Source organism: Bradyrhizobium sp. HKCCYLRH2015, assembly GCF_051168215.1.
Lineage (GTDB): Bacteria > Pseudomonadota > Alphaproteobacteria > Rhizobiales > Xanthobacteraceae > Bradyrhizobium.
Window position 1 is genome coordinate 256,669 of record NZ_JBNPUO010000004.1, and the last position, 25,956, is coordinate 282,624.

Consider the following 25,956-nt stretch of genomic DNA (forward strand, 5'->3'; position numbering starts at 1 on the left):
CCTGGGTTGCGACGGCCGGGGTCAACCGGGATTCCCAATGACCGGAATCTCGGATTTTGTCCAGCAACGTACCAACTTTCTCGCGTCATCGTAAAAGGGTGATTTGGAGCGGGTACGCCCGGTGCGCCGTCGGGCCCGATCGCCTACTTGGCAGATCGCCGCCGACCGGGTAATCGACACCACCCTGCCTGGAGAACGGAACTGAAATCCCTCCCTACGCCGCTGGCGCTTCTGCTCATATCCTTGGGTGTCATCGCCGCCGCGTGGTGGTGGCTGGCCAAGCCGATCACGCTCGCGCGCGCGCCGATCGAGCCGGCCTCGAAGCTGCAGTGCGTATCCTATGCGCCGTTCCGCGGCCAGCAGAGCCCGCTCGATCCGACCACCCATATCGACGCCGACCAGATCGAGCAGGACCTGGTGCAGCTCGCCAAGATCTCCGAATGCGTGCGCACCTATTCGATCGAGAACGGCCTCGACCAGGTGCCGGGAATCGCCGCCCGGGTCGGCATCAAGGTGATCCAGGGCATCTGGCTCGGCTCAAACAAGCTGAAGAACCAGCAGCAGATCGGCATCGCGGTCGACCTGATCAAGCGCTATCCCGGCGTCATCACGGCGGTCGTGGTCGGCAACGAGGTGCTGCTGCGCGGCGAGATGACGACCGCCGACCTCGCCGCCACCATCCGCAGCGTCAAGGCGCAGGTCACGGTTCCCGTGACCTATGCCGACGTCTGGGAGTTCTGGCTGCGCAACCGCGAGCTCTACGACATCGTCGACTTCGTCACGGTTCATATCCTGCCGTATTGGGAGGACATCCCGGTGCGCGCGAAATTCGCCGCCTCCCATGTCGACGCCATCCGCCAGCAGGTCGGCGTCGCCTTTCCGGGCAAGGAGATCCTGATCGGCGAGACCGGCTGGCCGAGCGAGGGGCGCATGCGCGAGGGCGCGCTGCCGTCGCGCGCCAACCAGGCCCGCGTGGTCTCGGAGATCCTCTCGCTCGCCAAGCGCGAGAACTTCCGCGTCAACCTGATCGAGGCCTATGACCAGCCCTGGAAGCGCAAGCTCGAAGGCACCGTCGGCGGCTATTGGGGCCTGATCAGCGACGACACCCGCGCGCTGAAATATCCGCCGGGCCAGCCCGTCAGCAACTATCCGCTGTGGAAGCTGCAGATGGGCGGCGGCATGATCCTGTCCTTCGCGGTGTTCCTCGCCGGCTGGCTGACGGTACGGCGCCGGCCCTGGCCGCCGCACATCTCGGCCTGGATCGGCGTCGGCATCTCCGCGACCGCGGCCGGCGTGCTGTTCGGCATGGCCGCCGACAAGATGTTCTACGAGAGCCTCGGCATCGGCGGTTGGCTGCAATGGGGCGCGCTGCTCGCCGCCGGCGTGCTGGCGCCGATCCTGGCCGCCAATGCGGTGATGGCCGGGCGGCCGCTGCCGACCTTCCTCGACCTGCTCGGACCGAATGACGGCCGCAAGCAGCTGAAGATCACCTACCTGCTGGGTCTCGTGCTGGTCGTGACCGTGCTGATCGCGGCCGAGACGGCGCTCGGCTTCGTGTTCGACCCGCGCTACCGCGATTTTCCGTTCGCCAGCCTGACCATGGCGGTGGTGCCATTCGCGATGCTGCTCGGCAACCGTCCGACGCAGGGCCCGCGGCCGATCGCCGAGGCATGCTTCGCCGGACTGCTGGCGATCTCCTCGGTCTACGTGATCTACAACGAGGGCCGCGACAACTGGCAGGCGATGTGGACCTGCGCGATGTATCTGCTGCTGGCGTTCACGCTGTGGCGGGCGCGGGCCGCGCAAAGCCGAGGATGAGCAGGCCGATCGCCAGCCCCGACAGCACGACGTTGTAGAGCACGATGCCGACCCCGGCGGCGATCAGCCCGCCGGTCAAGAGCACGATCGATGGCCGCATCACGTGCAGCACCGCGATCACCAGCGCGGTGGCGCCGAACACCGAATTCTTGAACAGCGGGGTCGCAACCGCCCGGCTCTTGCAGGCCAGCGTCTGCAGGCCGGCGTCGCAGGCGAGCGCGACGCTCGACAGCTCGATCGCCAGATAGCGCAGATAGAGGGCATAGCCGACGGTGACGAAGCCGACGATCAGGAGCCATTGCACCTGATAGGGCGAGAGGCGGAACGGGGTCTTTTTCATGCGCCGGACTATGCTGCGGAAAGGACGTGCGGACAAGCCGCAAAGCCGGTTCGCGGACTGCTTTCACAATCCGTCCCAACCGGCTTTGACCGCTCGCTGATTTGAGACTCAGGAGCGGCGGAAGAATGACGACAGCGCCGACGGCTGCTCGGGCTTGGGCGCCTCGGCCGGCGGCGGCGCCGGCGCGGCTGCCGTGGGCGGCGGCTCCTCGCGCTTGCCGTGGCGCTGCTGCTGGGCCTGCGGCTGATAGGTGCGCCGGCGCTGCACCGGCTTCGGGGCGGCCGCCGCGGGAGCGCCCGGCTTGGCCGCCTCCGGCTCCTCGCGGACCGCCAGGCGCTGGCCGTCGTAGACGGTGGTTTCGCAGGCGCGCTGGCTCTCGGCGAGCACCGCGCAGATCTTCGCCGCCGTCGCCGCGTCACTCAACGGACCGGCGCCGAGCCGCAGCTGCATGCCCGGACCGCCTCGGCCTTCCTTGAGAATGACGATCGGCCTGAGCGAGGCGAGGTCGGCATGGGTTCTTACGAGGTCCCGCCACAGCGCCCGCAGGCCGCCGAGCGAGTTGGCCGCGCCGAGATCGACGGCAAATTCGGTCTTCTGGACCGCAGTGACCGCGGCGTCGGTGCTGTCACTGCCCTTGGCGCCGGCGGCCTCGGCGGGTTCAGCTCTTGCGAGCTTGTCGGTCTCGGCCGGCTTGCCGGCCGGGTCCGGTGCGCCAGCGGGCAGCGGCTTGGAACCAGCTGCTGCGACCGCAGGGGCGGGCGAGGCAGATGGTGTCGGGGACGGGGCCGCAGACACAGGCGATGACGAAGCTCCCGAGGCCGGCTCCTGCTTCGTCTTGTCGGCGCTCGCGGCAGCCGACGGAGCCACCGGCTGAGCCGGATTGGGTCCGGCCGCTCCGCTGGGAATCGGCATGAACGGGGACGCGTTCGCGAATGCCGGCAGGGGGCTGGGCGCCACGGAACTCGACGGAACCGCAGCCGGGGCGAGGGATTCCACGGCTGCGATCTGCGGCGCGGGCCCGGCCCTGCTGGCGGGATTCGGGGACGCCTGGGCGCTCTGCTTGGCCAGCGCGCCGGTCACCGAGTCCAATCCCTGCTCGAGCACGGTCACGCGCGCGTACAGCCGGTCCCGGTCGGTGTTGAGCGTCTCGATGGCCGCGCCGAGCTGGCGCGCCTCGCCCTGGGTCTCACGGGCCAGCGACTGCAGCAGTTGCGCCTGGCGCGACAGGTCGGCCGCAGAAACACGGTCCTGCCGCCATCCCTGTGCGGCCTGATTGGTGAAAACGGCCAGGCCGACGGCGCCGACGGCGCCAGCCCCCCACCAGCCGAGCCGCCACAGCGCGCGGCGATCGAACTCGTTCTCGTCGGCAAACAGTCCAGACAGAGTCGTGCCCGTCTTCTCAGCTGCATTTGCGCCGGCGGATTTGCGGGAGTCCTTAGCCATGAACCTGCCTTAATCGAATCACGAAGCGAACATTAACAGGAAAACCACCAGGGGCTTCAGCCGGTGCGGTTTGCCCCGCGCAGAAAACGCATTATGACAGCGCGACCTATGCGCTCCCTTCATCCCAGGTGTTTCATGACCGCTCGATCCAGTCTGACCATCGTGCTTGCGGCAGGCGAGGGCACCCGGATGCGCACGAGCGTGCCCAAGGTGTTGCATCCCGTCGCCGGCGAATCACTGCTGGCGCACGTCCTGGCGGCGGCGCCGCATGGGGATGGCGCCCGCGTCGCGGTGGTGGTGGGGCCGGGGCACGAGGCGGTCGAGAAGGAAGCCCGGCGCCTGCGCCCGGATGCGGATATCTTCGTCCAGCGCGACCGGCTGGGGACGGCGCATGCGGTGCTGGCGGCGCGGCAGGCGATCGCGCGCGGCGCCGACGATCTGCTGGTCGCGTTCGGCGACACGCCGCTGATCACGGCCGAGACGTTCGCGCGGCTGCGGGCGGCGCTCGCCGAAGGCGCGGCACTCGCCGTGCTCGGCTTCCGCGCCGCCGATCCGACCGGCTATGGACGCCTGCTGCTCGACGGATCGAAGCTGGTCGCGATCCGCGAGCAGGCCGATGCGAGCGAAGCGGAGCGGGCGATCACGCTGTGCAATGCCGGGGTGATGGCGATGGACGGCCGTCGCGCGCTGGGGATCCTCGACAGGATCGGCAATGCCAACAGCAAGGGCGAGTACTATCTGGTCGATGCGGTGGCGATCGCGCGCGAGCAGGGGCTCGATGCGGTCGTGATCGAAACCTCCGAGGACGAGGTGCGCGGCATCAACACCAAGGCGCAACTCGCCGAGGCCGAGGCGGTGATGCAGACCCGGCTGCGCCGCGCGGCGATGGATGCGGGCGTGACGCTGATCGCGCCGGAGACCGTCTATCTCGCCGCGGATACGACGTTCGGCAAGGACGTGACCATCGAGCCGTTCGTCGTGATCGGCCCCGGCGTGTCGATCGGCGACGGCGCGGTGGTGCATTCATTTTCGCACATCGTGCAGTCCAAGCTCGGCCGCAACAGCCTGCTCGGGCCGTTCGCGCGGCTGCGGCCCGGAACGTCGCTCGGCGACGGCGCCAAGATCGGCAATTTCGTCGAGGCCAAGGCTGCGGTGCTGGAGCCGGGCGTGAAGGTCAATCACCTGTCCTATATTGGCGACGCCCATGTCGGCGCCAATACCAACATCGGCGCCGGCACCATCACCTGCAATTATGACGGCTTCAACAAGCACAAGACGAACATCGGCGAGGGCGCCTTCATCGGCACCAACACCTCGCTGGTGGCGCCGATCAACATCGGCGCGCGCGCCTATATCGGCTCGGGCTCGGTGATCACGCGCGACGTGCCCGACGATGCGCTGGCGCTGGAGCGCAGTCCGCAGACGACGCGCGAAGGCGCCGCGGCGCGATTCCGGAATGCCAAGCAACGCCACAAAAAATAGGCGCGAGCCGGGGCAGGGCAGCTTGGATTTCGGTCAACTGCTGTTCGATCTCGTCGGTGCGATTCTGACTGCGATCGTACGGCTAGCCATGTTTTCTGGCCGCGTCGTTTACGCCACGCTTGGTACAACTCCCCCTTTGGAGATCATGTTGCTGACCGGGCTCGGCATATGGGCCCTGATCGGTGCGATCGCCGCTTGGGTCTTTCTATAGGCGCCACGCGCTTGTTCACTCTTCGTCGTCCTGGAACTCGGCGAACATCGCGCGCGTCAGGCGCCAGCCGCGGCGGGTGGCGTGCTTGACCGGCTCGTTCTTGCTCTGATGCTTGATCGGCATCGGCTTCAGCTCGTGACTCAGCGTCGGCGGCGGCCAGTGCGCCAGATGGCTCCCGGACGCCGGATGTGACAGGCTGAGCGAGCTGGTTCCCTTTGGATCAGTTGGGCGGCGGTAAAAGGCCATGGGTCATCTCCGACGCGATAGTCTTGTGCGAAAGCGTTGACCGCACGTTAAGCCCGCTCCGAACCGACCTCCGTGTCGAACCGGAGCTGCCGGCCTGCCGCGTGGTTAAGCCTTGCGTGAAGTCTTGCACTTAACCCTGTCGCAATCCGCAATAATTATTGAATCCTGAAAGCGCGCGGTTTTCGTTAAGACAATGCCACGCTTTTGAATCTCTCTCGACGATTTGGGGACTAGCGCTGATGTGCGGAATCATCGGGATCCTGGGACGCGGGCCGGTTGCCGAGCATCTCGTCGATTCCCTGAAACGTCTCGAATATCGCGGCTACGATTCCGCGGGTGTCGCCACGCTCGAGGGCGATCATCTGGACCGGCGGCGCGCCGAGGGCAAGCTGAAGAACCTCGAGAAGCGGCTCGAGCAGCAGCCGCTGAAGGGGCACGCCGGCATCGGTCATACCCGCTGGGCCACCCACGGCAAGCCGACCGAGAGCAACGCGCATCCGCACGCAACTGACAATGTTGCCGTGGTGCATAACGGCATCATCGAGAATTTTCGCGAACTACGCGCCGAGCTCGAAAAGCAGGGCGCCAGGTTCGCATCCGAGACCGACACCGAGACCGTCGTCCATCTCGTCAATTCCTATCTGCTGAAGGGCCACACGCCGCAGCAGGCGGTCGCTGCGTCGCTGCCGCAGTTGAAGGGCGCCTTCGCGCTGGCCTTCCTGTTCAAGGGCCACGGCAATCTCCTGATCGGCGCCCGCAAGGGCTCGCCGCTGGCGCTCGGCTATGGCGACGGCGAGATGTTCCTGGGCTCGGACGCGATCGCGCTGGCGCCGTTCACCGACACGATCAGCTATCTCGACGACGGCGACTGGGTCGAGATCACCCGCGATTCCGGCATCATTCACGACGCCTCGGGCGCGGTGGTGAAGCGCGAGGTGCTGAAATCCGGCGCGTCGTCGTTCCTGGTCGACAAGGCCAATTATCGCCACTTCATGGCCAAGGAGATCCACGAGCAGCCGGAGGTCGTCGGCCACACCCTGGCGCGCTACGTCGACATGGGCACCGAGCGCGTGATGCTGCCGGCGCGGCTGCCGTTCGACTTCAAGGACATCCAGCGCATCTCGATCACCGCCTGCGGCACCGCGAGCTACGCCGGATTCGTCGCCAAATACTGGTTCGAGCGCTTCGCGCGGGTGCCGGTCGAGCTCGACGTCGCCTCCGAGTTCCGCTACCGCGAGGCGCCGCTTCGCGAGGGCGATCTCGCCATCTTCATCTCGCAGTCCGGCGAGACCGCCGACACCCTGGCCGCGCTGCGCTACGCCAAATCGCAGGGCGTGCATACGCTCTCCGTCGTCAACGTGCCGACCTCGACGATCGCGCGCGAGAGCGAGATCGTGATGCCGACGCTGGCCGGTCCCGAGATCGGCGTCGCCTCGACCAAGGCCTTCACCTGCCAGTTGATGGTGCTGGCGGCGCTCGCCATCGCCGCCGGCCGCGGCCGCGGCGAGCTGTCCGAGGCCGACGAGACCAAGCTGGTCCACGGCCTGGTCGAGGTGCCGCGTCTGATCGCGGCGGCGCTGACCACCGAGCCGCAGATCGAGAAGCTCGCCCGCGAGATCGCCAAGTCAAAGGACGTGCTCTATCTCGGCCGCGGCACCTCCTATCCGCTGGCGCTGGAAGGCGCGCTGAAGCTGAAGGAGATCTCCTACATCCATGCCGAGGGCTACGCCGCCGGCGAGCTCAAGCATGGGCCGATCGCGCTGATCGACGAGACCATGCCGGTCGTCGTCATCGCGCCGTATGACCGCGTGTTCGAAAAGACCGTGTCGAACATGCAGGAGGTCGCCGCGCGCGGTGGCAACATCATCCTGATGACCGATGCCAAGGGCGCCGAGGAGGCGACGGTGGACTCGCTGGTCACGATCACCATGCCGGACATGGCCGCGACCTTCACGCCGATCGTCTACGCCATCCCGGTGCAGCTGCTGGCCTATCACACCGCCGTGGTGATGGGCACCGACGTCGACCAGCCGCGCAACTTGGCGAAGTCGGTCACGGTGGAGTAGATACGCCGCCGCTTGCCGCGTCCAAGCGATGCTCTCGCGTCGCCTTGAGAACCAGTTGGGCGTGAGTTGCGACGCGGCCTCTGCACATTCGCTGTCATCCAGGCGAACGCCGGGATCCATAACCACCTCACTTCGTGGCTGGCAGCTCCAGCGAGGCCCAAACCACCTGCCGGGACGACGGCCGAGTTTGCCTGTGCTGTGGCGCAACTGATTGACAGGGATTCCGATGGCACTCGACACTTGGCTGCTGTTCCTGCTCACGAGCATCGGCATCTCGCTGACGCCCGGGCCCAACGGCCTGCTTGCCCTGACGCATGGCGCGCTGCATGGCGGTCGGAGGACGCTGTTCACGATCGCGGGCGGCCTAATCGGCTTCATCCTCGTCATCGCGCTGTGCATGTTCGGCATCGGCGCGCTGGTGCAAGCGTCGATCACCTGGCTCGTGGTCCTGAAGTGGGTCGGCGGACTCTATCTTGCCTGGCTCGGGATCAAGCTCTGGTTCGCGCCGCCGGTGGACGTCGATCTGGCCGGCCAGACCGTGGCGGCGCGCCCGCACGCGCTGTTCCGCCAGGGCTTCCTGACCGCGGCCACCAACCCGAAATGCCTGCTGTTCTTCAGCGCCCTGCTGCCACAATTCATCGATCCCGATCGCAGCCTGGCGGTGCAGTTCGCCGTCGTGGCCGTCACCTATACGGTGACGGAGTTCGTCACCGAATACGCCATTGCCAGCGCGGCAGCCCAGGTTCGTCCGTGGCTCGCCCGGGTCGGGCGGCGCTTCAACCAGGTCTGTGGCGGCATCTTCGTGGCGGTCGGCCTGGCCCTGCCGCTGCGTAGCGCCTAGGGGCGGCGGGTTTGCCCTTTTGAGTGGCTCCTCGCCGCCGCAGGGATCGAAATCGACGGCTTGCGCGCTGACTTGGGGCCCGACTGCCGGGCCACAGGTCAGCGGCAAAGCGCGCCTGTGTCGGAAAGAGGGCCTTTGCCCTTCAAAAATCTGCTAAGACCCTTAGCTGAGATTTGATCCGACCCGGAAGTTCGCATGAGTTCCCGCGACGACCTGCCGCCTGAGACCGATCCCTTGGCCGATGTTCCGGCCGAGACGCCCCACCATGGGCTGATGTTCCGGTTTCGCAATTATTTCCTGACCGGCCTCGTCGTCGCCGGACCCGTTGCCATCACGCTCTACATCACCTGGTGGTTCGTGACCTGGGTGGACGGGCTGGTTCGGCCGTTCGTGCCGCTGGTCTATCGTCCGGAAACCTATCTGCCGTTCGGCGTGCCCGGCTCCGGCCTGATCGTGGCCGTGATCGGACTGACGCTGCTCGGCTTCCTGACGGCCAACCTGATCGGCCGCACCCTGGTCGACCTCGGCGAGCGGCTGCTCGGCCGCATCCCGGCGGTGCGGGCGATCTATCGCGGCCTCAAGCAGGTGTTCGAGACGCTGTTCTCGGGCAAGGGTTCGAGCCTGCGCCGTGTCGGCCTGGTCGAGTTTCCCTCGCCCGGCATGTGGTCGATCGTGCTGATCTCGCAGCCGCCGAGTGCGGAGATTTCGAGCCGGCTGCCCGGTGACGACGAGCAGATCTCGGTGTTCTTGCCGTGCGCGCCGAACCCCACCACCGGCTTTTTCTTCTATCTGCCGCGGAGCAAGATCATCGAGGTGGACATGAGCGCCGAGGACGCGGCGACGCTGATCATGTCCTGCGGCGTGGTGCAGCCGGGATCGGACCAGCAGAAAAAAGTCGCGGCGCTGGCCAACATGGCCAACGCCGCGCGCCTCGCCAACGCACCCGCGCAGCCATCGCCGCACCGCGAGCCCGAGCCGGCCAAGGCGGACTAGGCTGAAGGGCCGACTGGCGCGAAAGGCCAGCCACTGCGGAAGAGCTAGGCCGCATCCTGCGGAACGAACACGCGCAGGCGATGTCCATAGGGATCGAGCGCGACGAACGTCGTTCCGAAATCCATCCGCGTCGGCGCCTGCGCGATCGAAAGTCCGCGCGCCTTCCAGTCGTCGTGCAGCCTTTGGACCTCGCCGGCATCGCCGACCGCGAACGCGACCTCGCCGAAGCCTGCTGCGCCGGCCGCTGGCGGCTCGACCGTGTGCCGCGACCACAGGCCCAGCATGACGCCCTCGCGCAGCGGCAGCATGGCGAACGTCGGCGATTGTTCGATCACGGGCCGGCCAAGCAGATCCGCATAGAAGGCCGCGCTGCTCGGCGGGTTGTCGACGTAGAGGATCAGGAAATTGAACTCGGGCATCGTCTTTTCTCCGGTGGCGGCGCCGGCTGCGGCGCGTCAGCCACACGACTAGCCGAGCTCCCTGCCAGATTCTGTCAGCAGCCTTCGCGAGCACGTTCGGCGGCGGTCCGGTCCGCCCAGCGGGCAAACGTGCGCATCGCGGCACTTTGCACTGCATGATGATGCGAGGAAGGCACAGCCACGGATGTCGTCGTTCCTACAACCAGCGGGCGGTGGTGTTTCGAATGGTCACCATGGAAACATCGGGCAAACAAAAGTATGGCGTTGGGGAAGCGCGTATGAGGCCTGTGAGTAGAACGACGTTGTTGTGCGCGGTCGCGCTGTCCGTAGCGTCGCTGCAACTGACCGGGCCGGCGGCAGCCCAGACCACCTATACGCGCATTCAGGCCTTTGGCGACAGCTACGCCGATACGGGCAATCTCTGGACCTTCACCGGCGGGGCCGGCAAGCTGCCGCTCTATCCCACCGGCCGCTTCAGCGGCGGCACCAATTTCGTCGACACGACCTCGGCGCTGCTCGGCATTCCCCAGCTCAACTACGCGATCGGCGGCGCCATGGCCGGCAACACCAACGTAGTGGCGCCCGGCATTCCCGGCTTCTTCCAGGAGTGGAGCGGACTGACCGGCTTCTCCGGCAGGGTCTCATCGACCGACCTCGTCGAAATTTCCGTCGGCGGCAATGACGCACGAGCCTACTACCGCGCCGGCGGCTCGCTCGCTGGAGCGCCGACGGCCGCGGCCGTCACGGCTCAGCAGGCCATGGCCGGCATCAACGCGCTGGTCGGGGACGGCGCGCGCAGCATCGTGTTCACGGCCGGCGATGTCAGCACCTTGCCGGAGGCCGTCGGCAACGCCAATGCTTCAGCCGGCAAGGCCTACAGCACGACCTACAACAGCCTGATGCAGCAGTCGCTCGCCGGCGTCGCGCGTTCGGGCGTACGTGTCGAGTATGTCGACACCGGACTGGTGGGGACGCTGATCCAGGCCAATCCGTCGCGCTATGGCTTCACCAATGTCGGCGCCTGTCCGATCGCCTGCATCGGCAATCCTGCGCTGCAGAACCAATACCTGTTCTATGTCGATGGCGTGCACCTGACGTCACACGGCTTCGAGGTGCTGGGCCAATACATCGTCAACCGCCTCAACGCGCCGCTGACCTTCGCGCCGCAAGGCGAGGTGGGGTCGATCACGGCGATGGGCTTCGCCTCGACCCTGTTCGGCAAGCTCGACATGTTCCGCGAGACCGCGGGCTTTGCTCCATCGACGATGAACGCCTATGGGGCAATGGGCCGCCCGTCCTACGCCAAGGCGCCGCCGCTTGCGCCGGTCAGTCCATGGTCGTTCTACATGCAGGGCAATGGCGGCGTCAGCGACCGCCAGGGCAGCGCCGCCTCGAACGGCTTCAATCTCGACAGCATCGGCGGCACGATTGGCGTCGAGTACCGGCTGTCGGCGAACGCCATGATCGGCACCGCCTTCGACTACTCCAACCCGAAGGCGAGGCTGTTCAACAGCGCCGGCACCACGGATGCCAACTCCTATCAGTTCGGCCTCTACGGCGCCTGGGCCAGCAGCAACCTGTTTGCGGAAGCGCTCGCGACGATCGGCCATCAGGACTATCGCAACACGCGGCCGGGCGTCGTCGACACCATCACCTCCAATCCCGGCGGCACGACCTTCGTCGCGGCCGGCAAGGCCGGTTACCTGTTCGATGCCGGCACGGCAAAGCTCGGCCCGATCGGCGGGCTGACCTATGCCCGCGCCCGTGTCGACGGCTTCACCGAGACCGGCGATCCTGCGCTCACGCTCGCGGTCGGCTCGCAGACCGCCGAGACCCTGATCGGCAGCGTCGGCGTGCAGCTGCGCACCCCGTTCCAGGTGCAGGGCAACGTCATCAATCCGTACCTGAACCTGACGCTCGATGACGACATCATCGGCAACGGCCGCCTGATTCAGTACAGCGCGACGTCGGCGCCCGTCATCGTCAACAACTGGACCGTTCCGAACGGCACCTCGCACGACGTCTACGGCCGGGTGAGCGCCGGCGTCGTGGCGCCGTTCTGGAGCAATGTGGCGCTGACGGCGACCGTGTCGCGCACCATCGGACGCACGGGTGGCGACGATTTCTTCGGCAGCGGAGGATTGAAGATCGCGTTCTGAGGTCTGCCGCGGCGGCCAGCGTTCTCGGGGGCTCTGAGGGGAGCGCTGAAGTTGCGGCCAAGGCGAGGGCAGCCCGGAAGGGCTGCCCTTCGTTTTCGTGCCTTCAATTTTGTCACGGGGTGCGCATAGTCTTCGAGACCATCGTTGGAACCGGAGCCGTCCTCATGCCCCCCAGCATTGCCGTCATCGCACCGGGCGCAATGGGCGGCGCGATCGCTGCCCGTCTCGTGGAGCACGGCTGCAACGTCCTGACGTCGCTCGAGGGGCGCAGCGCGGCGACGCGGGCGAGAGCGGCCGCATCCGGCATGATCGGCGCCAGCGATGCCGAGATCGCCAGTGCGGACATCATCCTGTCGATCGTGCCGCCGGGCGAGGCCGTGGCGCTGGCGGAGCAGCTCGCGACGGTCATCAACCGGAATTCGAGGAAGCCCATCATCGTCGACTGCAATGCCGTCAACGTCGAGACCATCCGGACGATCGAGGACATCGTGCTGTCGTCGGGCGCGCGCCTGGTGGATGCCGCCATCATCGGCCTGCCGCCGAAGCCCGGCACGAAGGGACCGGCCTTCTATGTGAGCGGCGAGGCGTCCGCCGATGTCTCCGTGCTGGGCCAACTCGGGCTCGATCTGCGACGGATCGAAGGACCCATCGGCGCGGCTTCGGCGCTGAAGATGTCCTATGCCGGCATCAACAAGGGGCTGACCGGGCTCGGCGCCGCGATGGTGCTGGCGGCAACGCGCGCGGGGGCAGCCGATGCGCTGCGCGACGAGCTGGCGCTGAGCCAGCCGCACGTGAAGGCGCGACTCGCCACGGCGCTGCCGGACATGTTGCCGAAGGCCTATCGCTGGGTCGCCGAAATGCGCGAGATCGCGGGCTTCCTGGGAGAGGATCATCCGGCGGCGCTGATCTACGAAGGGTTGGCCCGGCTGTTCGAGCATGTTGCAGCGGACGTGCAGGGGCAGGGCATCGAAGCCGCGCAACTGGTGGCGTTCGCGGAAAACTGCAAGGCGAGGACGTAGGCATCGTCCTCACTCGCAATGACGGCGGTTGAACCTATCCCGCCGTCAACAGCGGGATCGCCTCGTCGCGTTCGTACAAATACAGCAGGCAGCGCAGCGCTTCGCTGCGCGGGCCCTTCAGCCTGGGATCGTCCTTCAGGATGCGCAGCGCCTCGTCGCGGGCCTGGGTGATCAGTTGCGCATGCACCTCGGGCCGCGCGATGCGATAGCCGGGCAGGCCGCTCTGGCGGATGCCGAGCACGTCGCCTTCGCCGCGCAGCTTGAGATCCTCCTCGGCGATGCGGAAGCCGTCGGTGGTCTCGCGGATCACCGCGAGCCGCGCCTTCGACATCGGCCCGAGCGGCTCGTGATAGAGCAGGATGCAGGTCGAGGCCTCGGAGCCGCGGCCGATGCGGCCGCGCAGCTGGTGCAATTGTGCGAGGCCGAAGCGCTCGGCATTCTCGATCACCATGATGCTGGCGGCCGGCACGTCGACGCCGACCTCGACCACCGTGGTGGCGACCAGCAGGCGCAGCTCATGCGCCGCGAAGCGGCCCATGACCTCGTCCTTCTCGCTGCCCTTCATCTTGCCGTGGACGAGGCCGACCTTGTCGCCGAAGCGTTCGCGCAGGCTCTCGAAGCGATCCGTCGCGTTGGTGAGATGATCGATGCCCTCGGCCTCGGATTCCTCGACCAGCGGGCAGATCCAGTACACCAGCTTGCCGGCATCGAGCGCGCGGCCGACGGCGTCGATGACCTCGCCGAGCCTGGTATCGGCCACCGCGCGGGTGTCGATCGGCTGGCGGCCGGCCGGCTTCTCGCGCAGCTCGGAAATGTCCATGTCGCCGAAATAGGTCAGCACCAGGGTGCGCGGGATCGGCGTCGCCGACAGCACGAGCACGTCGACGGCCTCGCCCTTCGAGGTCAGCGCCAGCCGCTCGCGTACGCCGAAGCGATGCTGCTCGTCGACGATGGCGAGCGCCAGCGACTTGAAGACCACGTCGTCCTGGATCAGCGCGTGGGTGCCGATCAGGATGTCGATCTCGCCGGCTTCGAGCCGGGCAAGGATGTCACGGCGTTCCTTGCCCTTCTCGCGTCCGGTCAGGATGACCACGTTCATGCCGGCGCGCGCGGCAAGCGGGGCGATGGTCTTGGCATGCTGCCGCGCCAGGATCTCGGTCGGCGCCATCAGCGCAGCCTGCTTGCCGGCCTCGGCGACGGCGGCCGCCGCCAGCAGCGCCACCACCGTCTTGCCGGAGCCGACGTCGCCCTGCAGCAGCCGCAGCATGCGGACCGGTTTTTCGAGATCGGCGGCGATGGCGTCCAGCGCCTCGGCTTGCGAATTCGTCAGCGCGTAAGGAAGGGCGTCGATGATCCTGCGGCGCAGACGGCCATCGCCGGCATGACGGTTGCCGGCGGGCCGGCGCAACTGCGCCCGCACCAGCGCCAGCGCCAATTGGCCTGCGAGCAGCTCGTCGAAGGCGAGGCGCGACCAGAACGGGTTCTCCGGCAGGATGTCGGTCAATTCCTGCGGGACGTGCACCCGCGTCAGCGCCTCCCTCAAGGACGGGAAGTTGCAGCGGCGGAGCACCTCCGGGCTGATCCATTCCGGCAGGTCCGGCAGCTTGGTCAGCGCGGCGGCGATCGCCCGCCGCAGCGAGCCGAGCGCGAGGCCTTCGGTCAGCGGATAGACCGGGTCGATTCCTGACAGTTTTGCAAACCCCGCCTCATCGAGAATGCGGTCGGGATGCACGATCTGCGGCACGCCGTCGTACATCTGCACCGTGCCGGAGACGTAGCGCTTGGCGCCGACCGGCAGGATCTTTTCGATGTAGTCGCCCTTGGGGCGGAAGAACGTCAGCACGACGTCGCCGGTCTCGTCGCTGGCGTAAACGAGGTATGGCGCGCGCGCATTGCGCGAGGGACGGTGGCGGTCGACCGTGACCTCCAGCGTCACGACCGTGCCGACCTCGACGTCGCGGACCTTCGGCCGGTTACGGCGGTCGATCACGCTGGCCGGCAGATGCAGCAGCAGGTCGACCAGCCGCGGCGTCTCGCTGCAGCCGAGCAGGTAGCGCAGCAGCTTGTCCTGCTTCGGCCCGACCCCTGAGAGGGCGGTGACCGGCGCAAACAGGGGATTGAGGATGCTGGGGCGCATGGAGCGAACACTTAAAGCGGTTTGGGAGCCGGGATAGCCGCGAATGCCGAGACATCCACGTCTTTTTCTCAGTTTTCAGGTGCCGGGCATGCCGGTTCTGCAGTCCCGAGGGCTGACAGGGGCGCCGCGCACCGCTATATCAACCGCGCCCGGCACCGTCCGGGCTTTTGGCGTTGTACTGCAGGATGTCGCGATGACTGGAACGACCCGATCGAGCCAAGGCCTTGACGACCGCCGCAAGCGGCTCCTGTTCCGCTGCTGGCATCGCGGCACCCGCGAGATGGATCTGATCCTCGGCCGCTTTGCCGACGCCGAGATCGGCAGCCTCAGCGAGAGCGAGCTGGCCGAGCTCGAGCAACTGCTCGAAGTCCCCGACCCGGACTTTTATGCCGCGGTCACCGGCGCCCGGCCGCTGCCGCCGGAGCAGACCCCGGCGCTGTTCGCTCGCATCAAGGCGTTCCGCGCGGTGGACGCCGACTGATGAAGAGCCCGGTCAAGTCGCCTGCCGAGCATCTCGCGCCGGGGCGCGCGCTGACGCTCGCCAACGTCGCCGAGGGCGCCGAAGGCCTCGTCGTCTCCGACCTCGCGCGTGCCATTGCCGCCAAGCCGAAGCCGCCGGCGGTGAGCCTCGCCGTGGTCTGCCGCGACGGCGCACGCATGCAGCAGCTGGCGCGGGCGCTCGACTTCTTCGCGCCCGATCTTCCTGTCATGCAGTTCCCCGCCTGGGACTGCCAGCCCTATGACCGCGTCTCGCCGCATGGCGGCATCCTGGCCCAGCGCGTCACGACATTGGCGCGGCTGTCGCGCCTCGCCGGCAGCGACAAGCCGCTGATCGTGCTGACCACCGTGAATGCCATCGTCCAGCGCGTGCCGTCGCGCGACACCATGGCCGGGCAGGCACTGTCGGTCGCGCCCGGCCATGTCGTGCCGATGGACTCTGTCGTCGCCTGGTTGGAGCACAACGGCTACCACCGCTCGTCGACCGTGCGCGAGAGCGGCGAATATGCCGTGCGCGGCGGCATCCTCGACCTGTTCCCGGCGGGCCTCGACCAGCCGGTGCGCTTCGACTTCTTCGGCGACAGCCTGGAATCGATCCGCACCTTCGACGCCGAGACGCAGCGAACCCTGCTCGACATGCGCTCGCTCGATCTGGTGCCCGTCTCCGAATTCCAACTGGTCACCGACACCATCCGCCGCTTCCGCATGGGCTATGTCGCCGAGTTCGGCGCGCCCGAGCGCGACGATGCGCTGTACGAGGCCGTCAGCGAGGGCCGGCGCTATCCCGGCATGGAGCACTGGCTGCCGCTGTTCCACGACAAGATGGAGACGCTGTTCGACTACCTGCCGAACACGCCGGTCGTGATCGAGCCGCAGGGCGAGGACGCCGCGCGCGAGCGCTTCAAGCAGATCATCGATTATTACGACGCGCGTCGCGAGGCCATGGAGCATCCCGGCGGCGGCGCGATCTACAAGCCGCTGACGGTCGACCGCCTGTATCTGACGTCGTCCGAATGGGCTGAGCGGCTCGCAGCCGTTCCGCTGGCGCGGGTGACGCCCTTCGCCGTGCCGGAAGGCACCGGAGTCGTCGATATCGGCGCGCGGCAGGGCCGCAGCTTCGCACCCGAGCGCAACGACGCCGCGGTCAACGTGTTCGAGGCCGTCGTCGCCCATGTCCAGGCGTTGCAGTCTATGCGCAAGAAGGTCGTCATCGCGCTGTGGAGCGAAGGCTCGCGCGACCGCATGGCCAGCATGTTGAAGGATCACAAGCTGATCCACGTCACCAGCGTCAACACCTGGCGCATGGTGCAGGCGACGCCGCGCAACGAGACCATGCTCGCGGTGCTCGGCCTCGAGACCGGCTTCGAGACCGATCAGATCGCGGTCATCTCCGAGCAGGACATTCTCGGCGACCGCCTGGTGCGGCCGCGCCGGGCGAGCCGCAAGCTCGACAATTTCATCTCCGAGGTCACGAGCCTCGGCGTCGGCGACATCGTCGTCCATGTCGATCACGGCATCGGCCGCTTCGTCGGTCTGCAGACGCTCGAAGTCGCCGGCGCGCCGCATGACTGTCTCGAGCTGCGCTACGCCGGCGAGACCAAGCTGTACCTGCCGGTCGAGAACATCGAGCTGTTGTCGCGCTACGGCTCCGACCAGACCAGCGTCGAGCTCGACAAGCTCGGCGGCTCCGGCTGGCAGACCCGCAAGGCCAAGCTCAAGAACCGAATCCGCGAGATGGCCGGCGAGCTGATCAAGATCGCCGCCGAGCGTATGCTGCACGAGGCGCCGAAGCTGCCGGTGCAGGCCGGCCTCTACGACGAGTTCTGCGCGCGCTTCCCCTATGACGAAACCGAGGACCAGCTCGCCGCGATCCAGGCGACGCTCGCCGATCTCGAAGCAGGACGTCCGATGGACCGCTTGGTCTGCGGCGACGTCGGCTTCGGCAAGACCGAGGTGGCGTTGCGCGCGGCGTTCGCGGTCGCGCTCGACGGCAAGCAGGTCGCCGTGGTGGTGCCAACCACGCTGCTGGCGCGCCAGCACGCGAAAACCTTCACCGAGCGCTTCAAGGGCTTTCCGGTCAATGTCGCGCAGGCGTCGCGGCTCGTCTCGACCAAGGAGCTCAACCAGGTCAAGAAGGGGCTCGCCGACGGCTCGGTCGACATCGTCGTCGGCACCCATGCGCTGCTCGGCAAGTCGATCAAGTTCCGCGACCTCGGCCTCGTCATCGTCGACGAGGAGCAGCATTTCGGCGTCGGCCACAAGGAGCGGTTGAAGCAGCTGCGCGCCGAGGTGCATGTGCTGACGCTGTCGGCAACCCCGATCCCGCGCACCCTGCAGCTCGCACTCACCGGCGTGCGCGAGCTGTCGATCATCGCCTCGCCGCCAGTCGATCGTCTCGCGGTTCGCACCTTCGTCGCGCCGCATGACCCCGTGATGATCCGCGAGGCGCTCTTACGCGAGCGCTATCGCGGCGGCCAGGCGTTCTACGTCGTACCGCGCATCGACGATCTGGCCGAGGTCAAGGAGTTCCTCGACAAGACCGTGCCGGAGATGAAGGTCGCGGTCGCCCACGGCCAGATGGCGCCGACCGTGATCGAGGACATCATGTCGGCGTTCTACGATGGCAAGTTCGACGTCCTGCTGTCGACCACCATCGTCGAGTCCGGCCTCGACATTCCCCGCGCCAATACGCTGATCGTGCATCGCGCCGACATGTTCGGCCTTGCCCAGCTCTATCAGCTGCGCGGCCGCGTCGGCCGCTCCAAGCTGCGCGCCTATGCGCTGTTCACGCTGCCGTCGACCCACAAGATCAGCCCGCAGGCCGAGAAGCGCCTGGGTGTGCTGCAGTCGCTGGAGACGCTCGGCGCCGGCTTCCAGCTCGCCAGCCACGACCTCGACATTCGCGGCGCCGGCAATCTGCTGGGCGACGAGCAGTCCGGCCACATCAGGGAGGTCGGCTTCGAGCTCTATCAGTCGATGCTGGAGGAGGCGATCGAGAACCTCAAGGCGGGGATCACCGAGCCGACCGTCGACCGCTGGTCGCCGCAGATCACCATCGGCATGCCCGTGCTGATCCCGGAGGACTACGTCTCCGACCTCTCGGTGCGGCTGTCGCTGTATCGCCGGCTCGCCGATCTCGAGACCGACGACGAGATCGAGAACTTTGCCGCCGAGCTGCGCGACCGCTTCGGCAAGCTGCCGGACGAGACGCGCTATCTGTTCAAGGTCGCCGCGATCAAGAACTACTGCCGCCGGGCCAATGTCGAGAAAGTCGACGCCGGCCCGAAGGGTGCGGTGATCGCCTTCCGCGACAACAGCTTTGCCTATCCCGAGCGCCTGGTGGCCTTCATCAAGCGCCACGGCCAGGCCGCCAAGGTACGTCCCGACATGAAGGTCGTGTTCCTGCAGGTCTGGGAGACGCCGGAGGAGCGGCTGGCCGGCACCACGGATATCCTCAAGGAGCTGGCCGAGCTCGCGGAGAAGAAGAAGGCGGCGTGAATCGCGGCCGGCTGTGCATCAGCGAAGTTGCCAGCCGAAATGCAGGGCAAGGCTGGCGATCAGGAAGACCGAGACGATCGCGACGACGCTGACCCAGTCAGTCTCGTCGCGTGATTGCCGGTTGTGCATGACGCATGCTCCGCTTGCTGAGATGCCCCCGAGTCGAGCTTGGATCGCACCACACGAGTGGGGCAAATACGCGATCTCAACATGCACGTGTTTGGATGAGATCGTGGCCGAAGGAACGAACGTCCGGCGTGGAACACGAGATCTCGTAGGGTGGGCAAAGCGGCCGCCGTCAGGCGGCAGCGTGCCCACCGTCGGCCGGCATACTAAGCGGTGAGACGGTGGGCACGGCGCCATCTAATAGATCGCATGTAGCGAGACCGTGCATGCGCCTTTGCCCACCCTACGCAGCACGACTCTTGGTTCGAACCAGCGCAGTGATGACGCAAAACATGTAGTTTATTACGACGCCGCGCGCTGCGCCTCGCCATAGACCCGGGCCAGCAGGGTGCGCGCGGTGTCAGTCGGCTGCAGCGCGGCGACGGTGATCGACGGCTCGGTGCGGGTGTCGCGCTTGCCGTGCGAGGTGTGGCGCATCACGCTGGAGAGGCGGCGGGCGATGGCATGGGCGGAGCGGAGGTCGGTCTCGGCGAAGACGACCACGACGGAGCCGTTGTCCTCGTGGGTGCCGAAATCCATCCGCCGCATCAGGCGGCTGATGATGCGGGCGCCGTCATATTGCGCGCGCGGGTTGACAGGGTCGAAGGCGAACCGAGCTACCGCGAGGCTGCCGCCGCTCTTCTGCGTCTGGCTGACCGCGGTGGCGAAGTCGCGCGCGAAGGCGTTGCGGGTGAGCAGGCCGGTCTGCGGGTCGAGCATGCCGCCGGCTTCGATGGCGCGCAGCGTGCGGTTGAGGCGGGCTTCGAAGGCGTGCAGGCGGATCAACGGCAGCGCGCTGGCCGCGATGTGCGCGGGAGCGCCGGCGATGATCTCGAGATTGGCGAGTTCCTGCAGCGGCGCCGGCTGGTTGGCAGTGACGACAACGGCAAGGTTGCGGAAGCGGGTGTCCTCGGCGAGCACCGCGAGGAACGCGTCGACCACGCGCGGCGAAAACCCTTCGCCGAGCACGATGCCGTCGATGTCGCGGCTCGACAGATGCTTGGCGGCGGCTTCGATGCTCAGCGCGCCGACGACCGCCATGCGTTCGCCGAGCGCGACCGACAGGCCGGGCAGGGAGCTGCCGCGGCCGAGCAGCAGCACGGTCGCGTCATCCAGGGGATCTGTTTCCGGCAGGGTGGCGCCGGGTGCCTTCTTCTCATCGAGACGGCGCAGCACGGTGGTGTGCAGCGTGCGGACACGCAGCGCCGCGCGCAGCCGCGCCAGCAGCCGCTCGTGATTGTCGCTGCCATGCAAGGGAATGGCGTGGTCGGGCAGGACAGCGCCACCGGGCGCGATGGCGATCAGCGGCACGTAGGGCTTGCGCGCACCGACATGACGCGAGACCGCCGCCAGCTCGGTTGCATCAGCATCCTCGACGACGGCGACGACCGCGGCCGGCTGAACCCGGGACATCGTGCTGATCGCATCAGCCCAGCGCGTCTCGACGGAGGGGAGAATTTGCGCCACCGCGAGGGCCGCACTCAGCGAAGGCCGCGTGGACGAGGAGACGATGAGAAGCGGGCCTTGTGGGGACATCCAGGAAACTCAGGATACGCTGGGCGATACGTCGCGATCCTAGGTCCCTCCCGTTAACGCAGCGTCAACACTGTTCCAAACATGACGGTTCCGTAGTGGTCCGGACAGCAGGATCAGCCGCCCGGGCCGGCGCGGTCGCGGAAGGCCTCGACCATCAGCGGATTGAGTCCGAGCTCGGCGAGCGCTTCCCGCGCGCGCGCATTGTCCATCGCGCGGCCCGCGAGGCGGTGACCGCTGAGACGGTCGGGCAGAGCGGTCAGCAGCGCGCCCTGGCCGAGCCGCCGCGACCATTCGTGCAGGTCCTGCGCAAGGAAGCGGTAGCCGCCAACGGCCATCACGCCGGCCGGCGGCGCCGTGATCGAGATCGTGTCCTGGGCACGGTCGAGGCGCACCGCATACTCGGTGTCGACGTAGTCGCGCGGCGCTGCCGGCATCAGCGAGTCGCTCGGCGGCGGCGGAGGGGCGTAGGCGGCGAGCACGACCATCGGCCCCCGCAGCCCGAGCGTGCCCTTCGGCGTCACCAGGATCTCGCCGGCGATCGACGAGCCCGGCTGTTCGCGCGGCGCGCCCTGGCGGCCCGGTTTGACCGGGCCGGGACTGCCATCGGCCGCGGTGCGGCGCACGGCGAACAATCCGGCTTCGCCGAACAGATAGACGTCGGTCATCTCGATGTCGCGCGTCTTCCACGATGCGCTCGACGCCACCTGCTCGGGCGCGCGCCACATGCCGAGCACGTAACGCAGGTTCGGCAGCCGCGAGGCGAGGTCGCCCTCGTCGAGACGCAAGGCGAGTTGGGCCGGCGCGATCAGCGTATCGCAGGCCAGCTCCGCGAGCTGCTGTTCCAGCGCGTCGGCGTCGAACGGGTGGTGCAGCGCAAGGGTGCCGCCGGACAACAGCCAGGTCACGACCGAAGCGGCAAGGCCGGCGAATGACGACGGCAGGAAGGCCGACATCATGTTCACGCCCTGCGGCAGATCGCTCTCGAGCGAGACGGCGAGCCCCCCGGCGATCAGGCTCAAATGGGTGCGCGGGACGGCGCGGAAGCCGTCGGCGGTCACGTCGAACGAGACGATCGCGGCCTTGCGGCCGTCCGGCATCAGCCCACGCGTCGAGCGCGAAGGCTTCGCGATCGACTGGTCGAGCGAATACATCCCCTCGGGCAGGTCGGAGCCGAAGCCGCAGACGTGGCGGATCGAGAACGCCTCCGCCGCCGCATTCATCGCGAGATCGGAATGGATCACGCCGTCGATCTTCGACATCGTGACGATGGCGCGCGCGCTGGTGCGGTTCAGCGCCGCCACGAGCTCCGACTGACGCCACAGCAGTGGGAACACGGCGACGACGAGGCCGGCGCGATGCGCGGCCAACACCGTCAGCACGAACTCGATCGTGTTGGGCAGCTGGACCGCGATCACCGAATGGGCGGGCAGGCCGGCGTCGATGAAGTGCGCCGCCAGCGCCGAGATCACGCGATCGGCTTCGGCATAGGTCAGGCGCATCGGCGGCCGCCCGGTGACGCGCTGCTTGTTGATGGGATCGACCAGCGCGACCGCATCCGGCTTGCGCGCCAGGATGCGTTGAAACAACGCGTCGAGCGTCGGCGACGTATTGGCCTGATTCACCTGTTGCCCCGTACTTTCACGGACCCGGCCACGACCAATTGCCCCGATTGGTCACTTCCGTGCCGGCTCCGGCCGCTGCCACCAGCTCTCCGGGAGCGCTCCCGTCAAAGCCGTCCTCTTTGGCCGTTCTATACGATTCCACCGCGCGATCCATTCCTCGGCGGCATTGAGCACTGGAATAGCGTAGAACCCCGCCATAAGAGTACGGTCCAATGCGCGAACCGTCGAGATAAATTCCGGCCTGTCGCGGGCGCGCAACAGCGCCGCGATCATGGCGTCGATCGCCGGGTCTCTGGCCCCCATGTAGTTGCGGGTTCCGGTGCGGTCGGCGGCCTCGCTGCCCCAGTAGAACGCCTGCTCGTTGCCGGGGGATAGCGACTGGTCCCAGCGGTTCTGGATCATGTCGAACTCGAAGCTCAGGCGGCGCTGGTCGAACTGCACGGGATCGACCACCCTGATCGAGGCATTGATACCGGCCCGCTTGAGACTGCCGGCGTAAGCCAGTGCGATGCGCTCCTGATCGCGCGTCGTGACCAGGATCTCGAAGGCGAGGGGGGCCCGCGTGGTCCGATGCCGCAATACCGTCCCGTCGAGGCCATATCCGGCCTCGTTAAGCAGATCGAGCGCCGCCTTCAGCGTTGCGCGGTCGCGGCCGGATCCGTCGGTGATCGGCAACCGGTAGCTGCCGTCCATGATGTCGGCGGGGATCTGCGTGGCGTAGGGCTTCAACAGCTCAAGCTCGGTCGCGTCGGCCGGACGTCCATAGGCGGACAGCTCCGAGCCGGCGAAATAGCCGCCGCTGCGGCGGTACAGCCCGAAGAAGTAGTTGCGGTTGATCCATTCGAAATCGAACAGCAACGTCAGCGCACGGCGCACCTTCACGTCGGCGAACACCGGCCGCCGCGTGTTGAACACCAGGAACTGCGAGGGCTGCGGCATCCCCGAGGTGAAGCTGTCGCGGATGACCTCGCCATTGCGTGCGGCCGGGAAGTCATAGCCGTCGTGCCAGCGCAGCGGCTCGGTCTCGACGCGGAAGTCGTACAGCCCGCGCTTGAAGGCTTCGAACTGTCCGTTGGACTCGCGGTAGTAGTCGAGCCTGACCTCGTCGAAGTTCCACAATCCGCGGTTGACCGGCAGGTCGCGTCCCCAATAGTCCGGATTGCGGGTGAGGGTGACACTGGATCCCGGCTGCACCGCGGTGACCCGATATGGGCCTGACCCGAGCGGCGCGGTTATCGTCGTGTCCTCGAAGCTCGGCACGTCCGTCGCGTGCTTCGCCAGAATCGGCATCAGGCCGAGGATCAGCGGCAGCTCGCGGTCTTCCGTTCCACCGAAATCGAACCGGATGGTCAGCGGGTCGAGCACGTCGGCCCTGGCCACCTTGCCGTAGAACTGCCGGTGGTTGGGGCGGCCGTGATCGCGCAGCAGCGCAAAGGAGAACGCCACGTCCTCGGCGAGCACGGGGCTGCCGTCGGAGAAGCGGGCACGCGGGTCGAGCCGGAAGGTGACATAGGTCCTGTTCTCGTCGGTCTCGACGGATTTCGCGAGCAGGCCATACAGCGTGAACGGCTCGTCGTTGCCGCGGGTGAGCAGGCTCTCGACCACATAGCTGCGGATTTGCTGCACCGCGAGACCGCGGACGATGAACGGATTCAGGCTATCGAAGGTGCCGAGCAGTCCCCAGACCAGACGGCCGCCCTTGGGCGCGTCGGGATTCGCATAGGGCATGTGGTCGAAGTCGGCCGGCAAGGCCGGGAGACCGTGCATGGCGATCGCCGCAGTCTCTGCCGCGTTCGCCGTGGGGGTGTAGACCGCGGGCAACAATGCCAGGACCACGGCGACCCATCCCGCGGCCGCGCTGAACATGCGCTGCAGCATCAGGATCGGGGCGCAAGCATTTGATTCGGAACAGGTCACAAGGGGCTTTTACCACAGGCTCGCCAGCGCTAGACCGCGGCTTCGACATGGTCTCGCGGCATTGATTCTTCCGCGCACCGCGTTAAGAAGGCGGGCGATTGAGTTAGGGCGGCAACGCCTGTCACTTAACCGCCTCATTTCCTGAGGAGACAGCCGCTTCAACGGCTTGGTGTGGCGCCTTTGGCGGTCTCGGGCGCTGCCGTTCAGAAAGGGTTTTCCGCAATGAATTTCCGTGACTTGGCCTCGTCGGTTGGGCCGCGTGGGCGGCTTGTCGCGCTGCTCGCGGTCACCGCGCTGGCCGTTTCCTTCGCTCCTTCGGTTGCGCAGGCTCAAGCGCCGAAGGCGAAGGCTCCGGCTGCCGCTCCCAAGGCTCCCGCGCCGGCCGCCCAGGCCCCTGCCATTCCTCCCGCCGGCGGCCAGCCTCAGGCTCAGGCTCAGCAGGAGATGCCGCAGCTGATCTACGCGCCGTGGACCAAGTTCTGCCTGAAGGGGCAGGATGCCAACGCCAAGCAGGTCTGCTTCATCGGCAAGGACGGCCGCATCGAATCCGGTCAGCCTGTGGTTGCAGCCGTCATCATCGAACCCGAAGGCGAGCCGAAGAAGATCCTGCGTGTGACCTTGCCGCTCGGCATGCAGCTCCAGCCCGGAACCCGCATCGTCATCGACAACAACCAGTTCATGGAAGGAAAGTACGTCATCTGCTTCCAGAACGGCTGCATGTCGGACTACGAAGCGACGCCCGAATTCGTGAACAGCCTCAAGAAGGGCCAGACCCTCTACGTCCAGGCGATCAACTCGAACGGCACCGCGCTGACGCTGCCGCTGCCGCTGCAGGAAGGCAACAGCAGCTTCGCCAAGGCCTATGATGGTCCGCCGACCGACCCGAAGCAGTTCGAAGAGACCCAGAAGAAGCTGCAGGAAGAGCTGCAGAAGCGCGCCGAGGAGCAGCGCAAGAAGCTCGAGCAGACCCAGCCAGGCCAGCCGCAGGCGAAGCAGTAACGCTGGCCGGGCCCGTCCCGCATCATCAAAAGGCGCTCCATTCGGGGCGCCTTTTTCATTCTGCGAGCTGATGCGAGGGGGAACTTGCGAGCCGGGACCGAACGATGAGGGGCTTGCGCCGACGGCGCTCAGGCGAAGCTCTCTGGTCGAGCAGGTCAGTTCATCAGCGGATTGCGCGGACGATAGCCGCCCGATTTGTCCTTGATGAAGATCTCCGCAACCTGGGAATGGCGGATCGGCTCGCCGGACTCGTCGGGAACCAGGTTCTGCTCGGAAACATAGGCGACGTATTCGGATTCCGCGTTCTCGGCCAGCAGGTGATAGAATGGCTGGTCCTTATGCGGACGGACCTCCTCGGGAATCGACAGCCACCATTCCTCGGTGTTGTTGAACTCCGGATCGATGTCGAAAATCACGCCCCGGAACGAGAACACCCGATGCCGGACGATCTGGCCGATCTGAAACTTGGCAGTTCGTGCTTTGATCATCCCAGTCGAATAGACCAGGACGGGGAGCGATGCTAGTGCCCCGCGGGCGGATTTAATCT

General features: G+C 67.0%; 20 protein-coding genes. 11 read left to right on the forward strand and 9 right to left on the reverse strand.

The features are described from left to right. Nucleotides 1–237: 237 nt before the first annotated feature. Nucleotides 238–1,818, forward strand: coding sequence for a beta-(1-6) glucans synthase (locus tag ACQR1H_RS12375; RefSeq protein ID WP_434907697.1), 1,581 nt, complete (start codon nucleotides 238–240; stop codon nucleotides 1,816–1,818). Here ACQR1H_RS12375 and ACQR1H_RS12380 read toward each other — a convergent pair. Both ACQR1H_RS12380 and ACQR1H_RS12385 read right to left on the reverse strand, forming a co-directional pair. Continuing rightward, nucleotides 1,778–2,158: a hypothetical protein gene (locus ACQR1H_RS12380; RefSeq protein WP_434907595.1), complete on the reverse strand. Its 381-nt coding sequence runs from the start codon at nucleotides 2,156–2,158 to the stop codon at nucleotides 1,778–1,780. The genes ACQR1H_RS12375 and ACQR1H_RS12380 overlap by 41 nt on opposite strands. 108 nt (nucleotides 2,159–2,266) lie before the next feature. Continuing rightward, entirely contained in the window at nucleotides 2,267–3,601 is a 1,335-nt protein-coding gene (locus ACQR1H_RS12385; protein ID WP_434839529.1) for a hypothetical protein, read from the reverse strand. 135 nt (nucleotides 3,602–3,736) lie between these two features. On the opposite strand from ACQR1H_RS12385, the gene glmU reads away from it, so the two are divergent. Together glmU and ACQR1H_RS12395 are read left to right on the forward strand one after the other, a co-directional pair. Next, nucleotides 3,737–5,083 carry a bifunctional UDP-N-acetylglucosamine diphosphorylase/glucosamine-1-phosphate N-acetyltransferase GlmU gene (gene glmU / locus ACQR1H_RS12390; RefSeq protein WP_315800036.1) on the forward strand — a complete coding sequence of 449 codons (1,347 nt, stop codon included), beginning with the start codon at nucleotides 3,737–3,739 and terminating at the stop codon, nucleotides 5,081–5,083. Continuing rightward, entirely contained in the window at nucleotides 5,058–5,294 is a 237-nt protein-coding gene (locus ACQR1H_RS12395) for a hypothetical protein (protein ID WP_434848625.1), read from the forward strand. The genes glmU and ACQR1H_RS12395 overlap by 26 nt, the downstream gene beginning before the upstream one ends. Before the next feature lie 15 nt (nucleotides 5,295–5,309). Here the strand turns inward: ACQR1H_RS12395 and ACQR1H_RS12400 are convergent, their stop codons facing one another. Then, on the reverse strand, nucleotides 5,310–5,540 hold the full coding sequence (locus ACQR1H_RS12400; RefSeq protein ID WP_315800034.1) for a hypothetical protein: 231 nt from the start codon (nucleotides 5,538–5,540) through the stop codon (nucleotides 5,310–5,312). A gap of 239 nt (nucleotides 5,541–5,779) precedes the next feature. Between ACQR1H_RS12400 and glmS the strand changes: the two genes are divergently transcribed. From glmS to ACQR1H_RS12415, 3 genes are all read left to right on the forward strand, one after another. Further along, entirely contained in the window at nucleotides 5,780–7,606 is a 1,827-nt protein-coding gene (glmS, locus tag ACQR1H_RS12405) for a glutamine--fructose-6-phosphate transaminase (isomerizing) (RefSeq protein ID WP_316236517.1), read from the forward strand. A 226-nt stretch (nucleotides 7,607–7,832) separates the two neighbouring features. Beyond that, on the forward strand, nucleotides 7,833–8,447 hold the full coding sequence (locus ACQR1H_RS12410) for a LysE family translocator (protein ID WP_434907596.1): 615 nt from the start codon (nucleotides 7,833–7,835) through the stop codon (nucleotides 8,445–8,447). Between the two features lie 195 nt (nucleotides 8,448–8,642). Further along, on the forward strand, nucleotides 8,643–9,440 hold the full coding sequence (locus tag ACQR1H_RS12415; protein WP_316178817.1) for a DUF502 domain-containing protein: 798 nt from the start codon (nucleotides 8,643–8,645) through the stop codon (nucleotides 9,438–9,440). A 44-nt stretch (nucleotides 9,441–9,484) separates the two neighbouring features. Here ACQR1H_RS12415 and ACQR1H_RS12420 read toward each other — a convergent pair whose 3' ends face one another. Next, complete coding sequence (locus ACQR1H_RS12420) at nucleotides 9,485–9,859, reverse strand: VOC family protein (protein ID WP_434907597.1); 375 nt, start codon at nucleotides 9,857–9,859, stop codon at nucleotides 9,485–9,487. A gap of 278 nt (nucleotides 9,860–10,137) precedes the next feature. Here ACQR1H_RS12420 and ACQR1H_RS12425 point away from each other — a divergent pair, with 278 nt between their 5' ends. Together ACQR1H_RS12425 and ACQR1H_RS12430 are read left to right on the forward strand one after the other, a co-directional pair. Then, entirely contained in the window at nucleotides 10,138–12,018 is a 1,881-nt protein-coding gene (locus tag ACQR1H_RS12425; protein WP_434907598.1) for an autotransporter domain-containing protein, read from the forward strand. Nucleotides 12,019–12,182: 164 nt separating this feature from the next. After that, on the forward strand, nucleotides 12,183–13,037 hold the full coding sequence (locus ACQR1H_RS12430; RefSeq protein ID WP_434907599.1) for a DUF1932 domain-containing protein: 855 nt from the start codon (nucleotides 12,183–12,185) through the stop codon (nucleotides 13,035–13,037). Between the two features lie 34 nt (nucleotides 13,038–13,071). On the opposite strand, the gene recG is transcribed toward ACQR1H_RS12430, so the two are convergent. Further along, nucleotides 13,072–15,174, reverse strand: coding sequence for an ATP-dependent DNA helicase RecG (recG, locus tag ACQR1H_RS12435; protein ID WP_434907600.1), 2,103 nt, complete (start codon nucleotides 15,172–15,174; stop codon nucleotides 13,072–13,074). Nucleotides 15,175–15,367: 193 nt separating this feature from the next. Between recG and ACQR1H_RS12440 the strand changes: the two genes are divergently transcribed. After that, nucleotides 15,368–15,655: a succinate dehydrogenase assembly factor 2 gene (locus ACQR1H_RS12440; RefSeq protein WP_315800027.1), complete on the forward strand. Its 288-nt coding sequence runs from the start codon at nucleotides 15,368–15,370 to the stop codon at nucleotides 15,653–15,655. Continuing rightward, nucleotides 15,655–19,170, forward strand: a complete 3,516-nt coding sequence (gene mfd / locus ACQR1H_RS12445) for a transcription-repair coupling factor (RefSeq protein WP_434907601.1) — start codon at nucleotides 15,655–15,657, stop codon at nucleotides 19,168–19,170. Before ACQR1H_RS12440 ends, mfd begins: the two co-directional genes overlap by 1 nt. A gap of 468 nt (nucleotides 19,171–19,638) precedes the next feature. On the opposite strand, the gene ACQR1H_RS12450 is transcribed toward mfd, so the two are convergent. From ACQR1H_RS12450 to ACQR1H_RS12460, 3 genes are all read right to left on the reverse strand, one after another. Beyond that, on the reverse strand, nucleotides 19,639–20,871 hold the full coding sequence (locus tag ACQR1H_RS12450; protein WP_434895140.1) for a GGDEF domain-containing protein: 1,233 nt from the start codon (nucleotides 20,869–20,871) through the stop codon (nucleotides 19,639–19,641). Nucleotides 20,872–20,984: 113 nt separating this feature from the next. Then, entirely contained in the window at nucleotides 20,985–22,493 is a 1,509-nt protein-coding gene (locus ACQR1H_RS12455) for a class I adenylate-forming enzyme family protein (protein ID WP_316236509.1), read from the reverse strand. 51 nt (nucleotides 22,494–22,544) lie between these two features. Further along, nucleotides 22,545–24,371 (reverse strand): extracellular solute-binding protein, encoded by a 1,827-nt coding sequence (locus ACQR1H_RS12460; RefSeq protein ID WP_434907602.1) that lies wholly within the window; start codon nucleotides 24,369–24,371, stop codon nucleotides 22,545–22,547. Between the two features lie 261 nt (nucleotides 24,372–24,632). Between ACQR1H_RS12460 and ACQR1H_RS12465 the strand changes: the two genes are divergently transcribed. Beyond that, nucleotides 24,633–25,409 carry an invasion associated locus B family protein gene (locus ACQR1H_RS12465; RefSeq protein WP_315800022.1) on the forward strand — a complete coding sequence of 259 codons (777 nt, stop codon included), beginning with the start codon at nucleotides 24,633–24,635 and terminating at the stop codon, nucleotides 25,407–25,409. Nucleotides 25,410–25,564: 155 nt separating this feature from the next. On the opposite strand, the gene hspQ is transcribed toward ACQR1H_RS12465, so the two are convergent. Next, a complete protein-coding gene (gene hspQ, locus ACQR1H_RS12470; RefSeq protein WP_315711998.1) occupies nucleotides 25,565–25,897 on the reverse strand; it encodes a heat shock protein HspQ in 333 nt (110 codons plus the stop codon). Nucleotides 25,898–25,956: the final 59 nt, after the last annotated feature.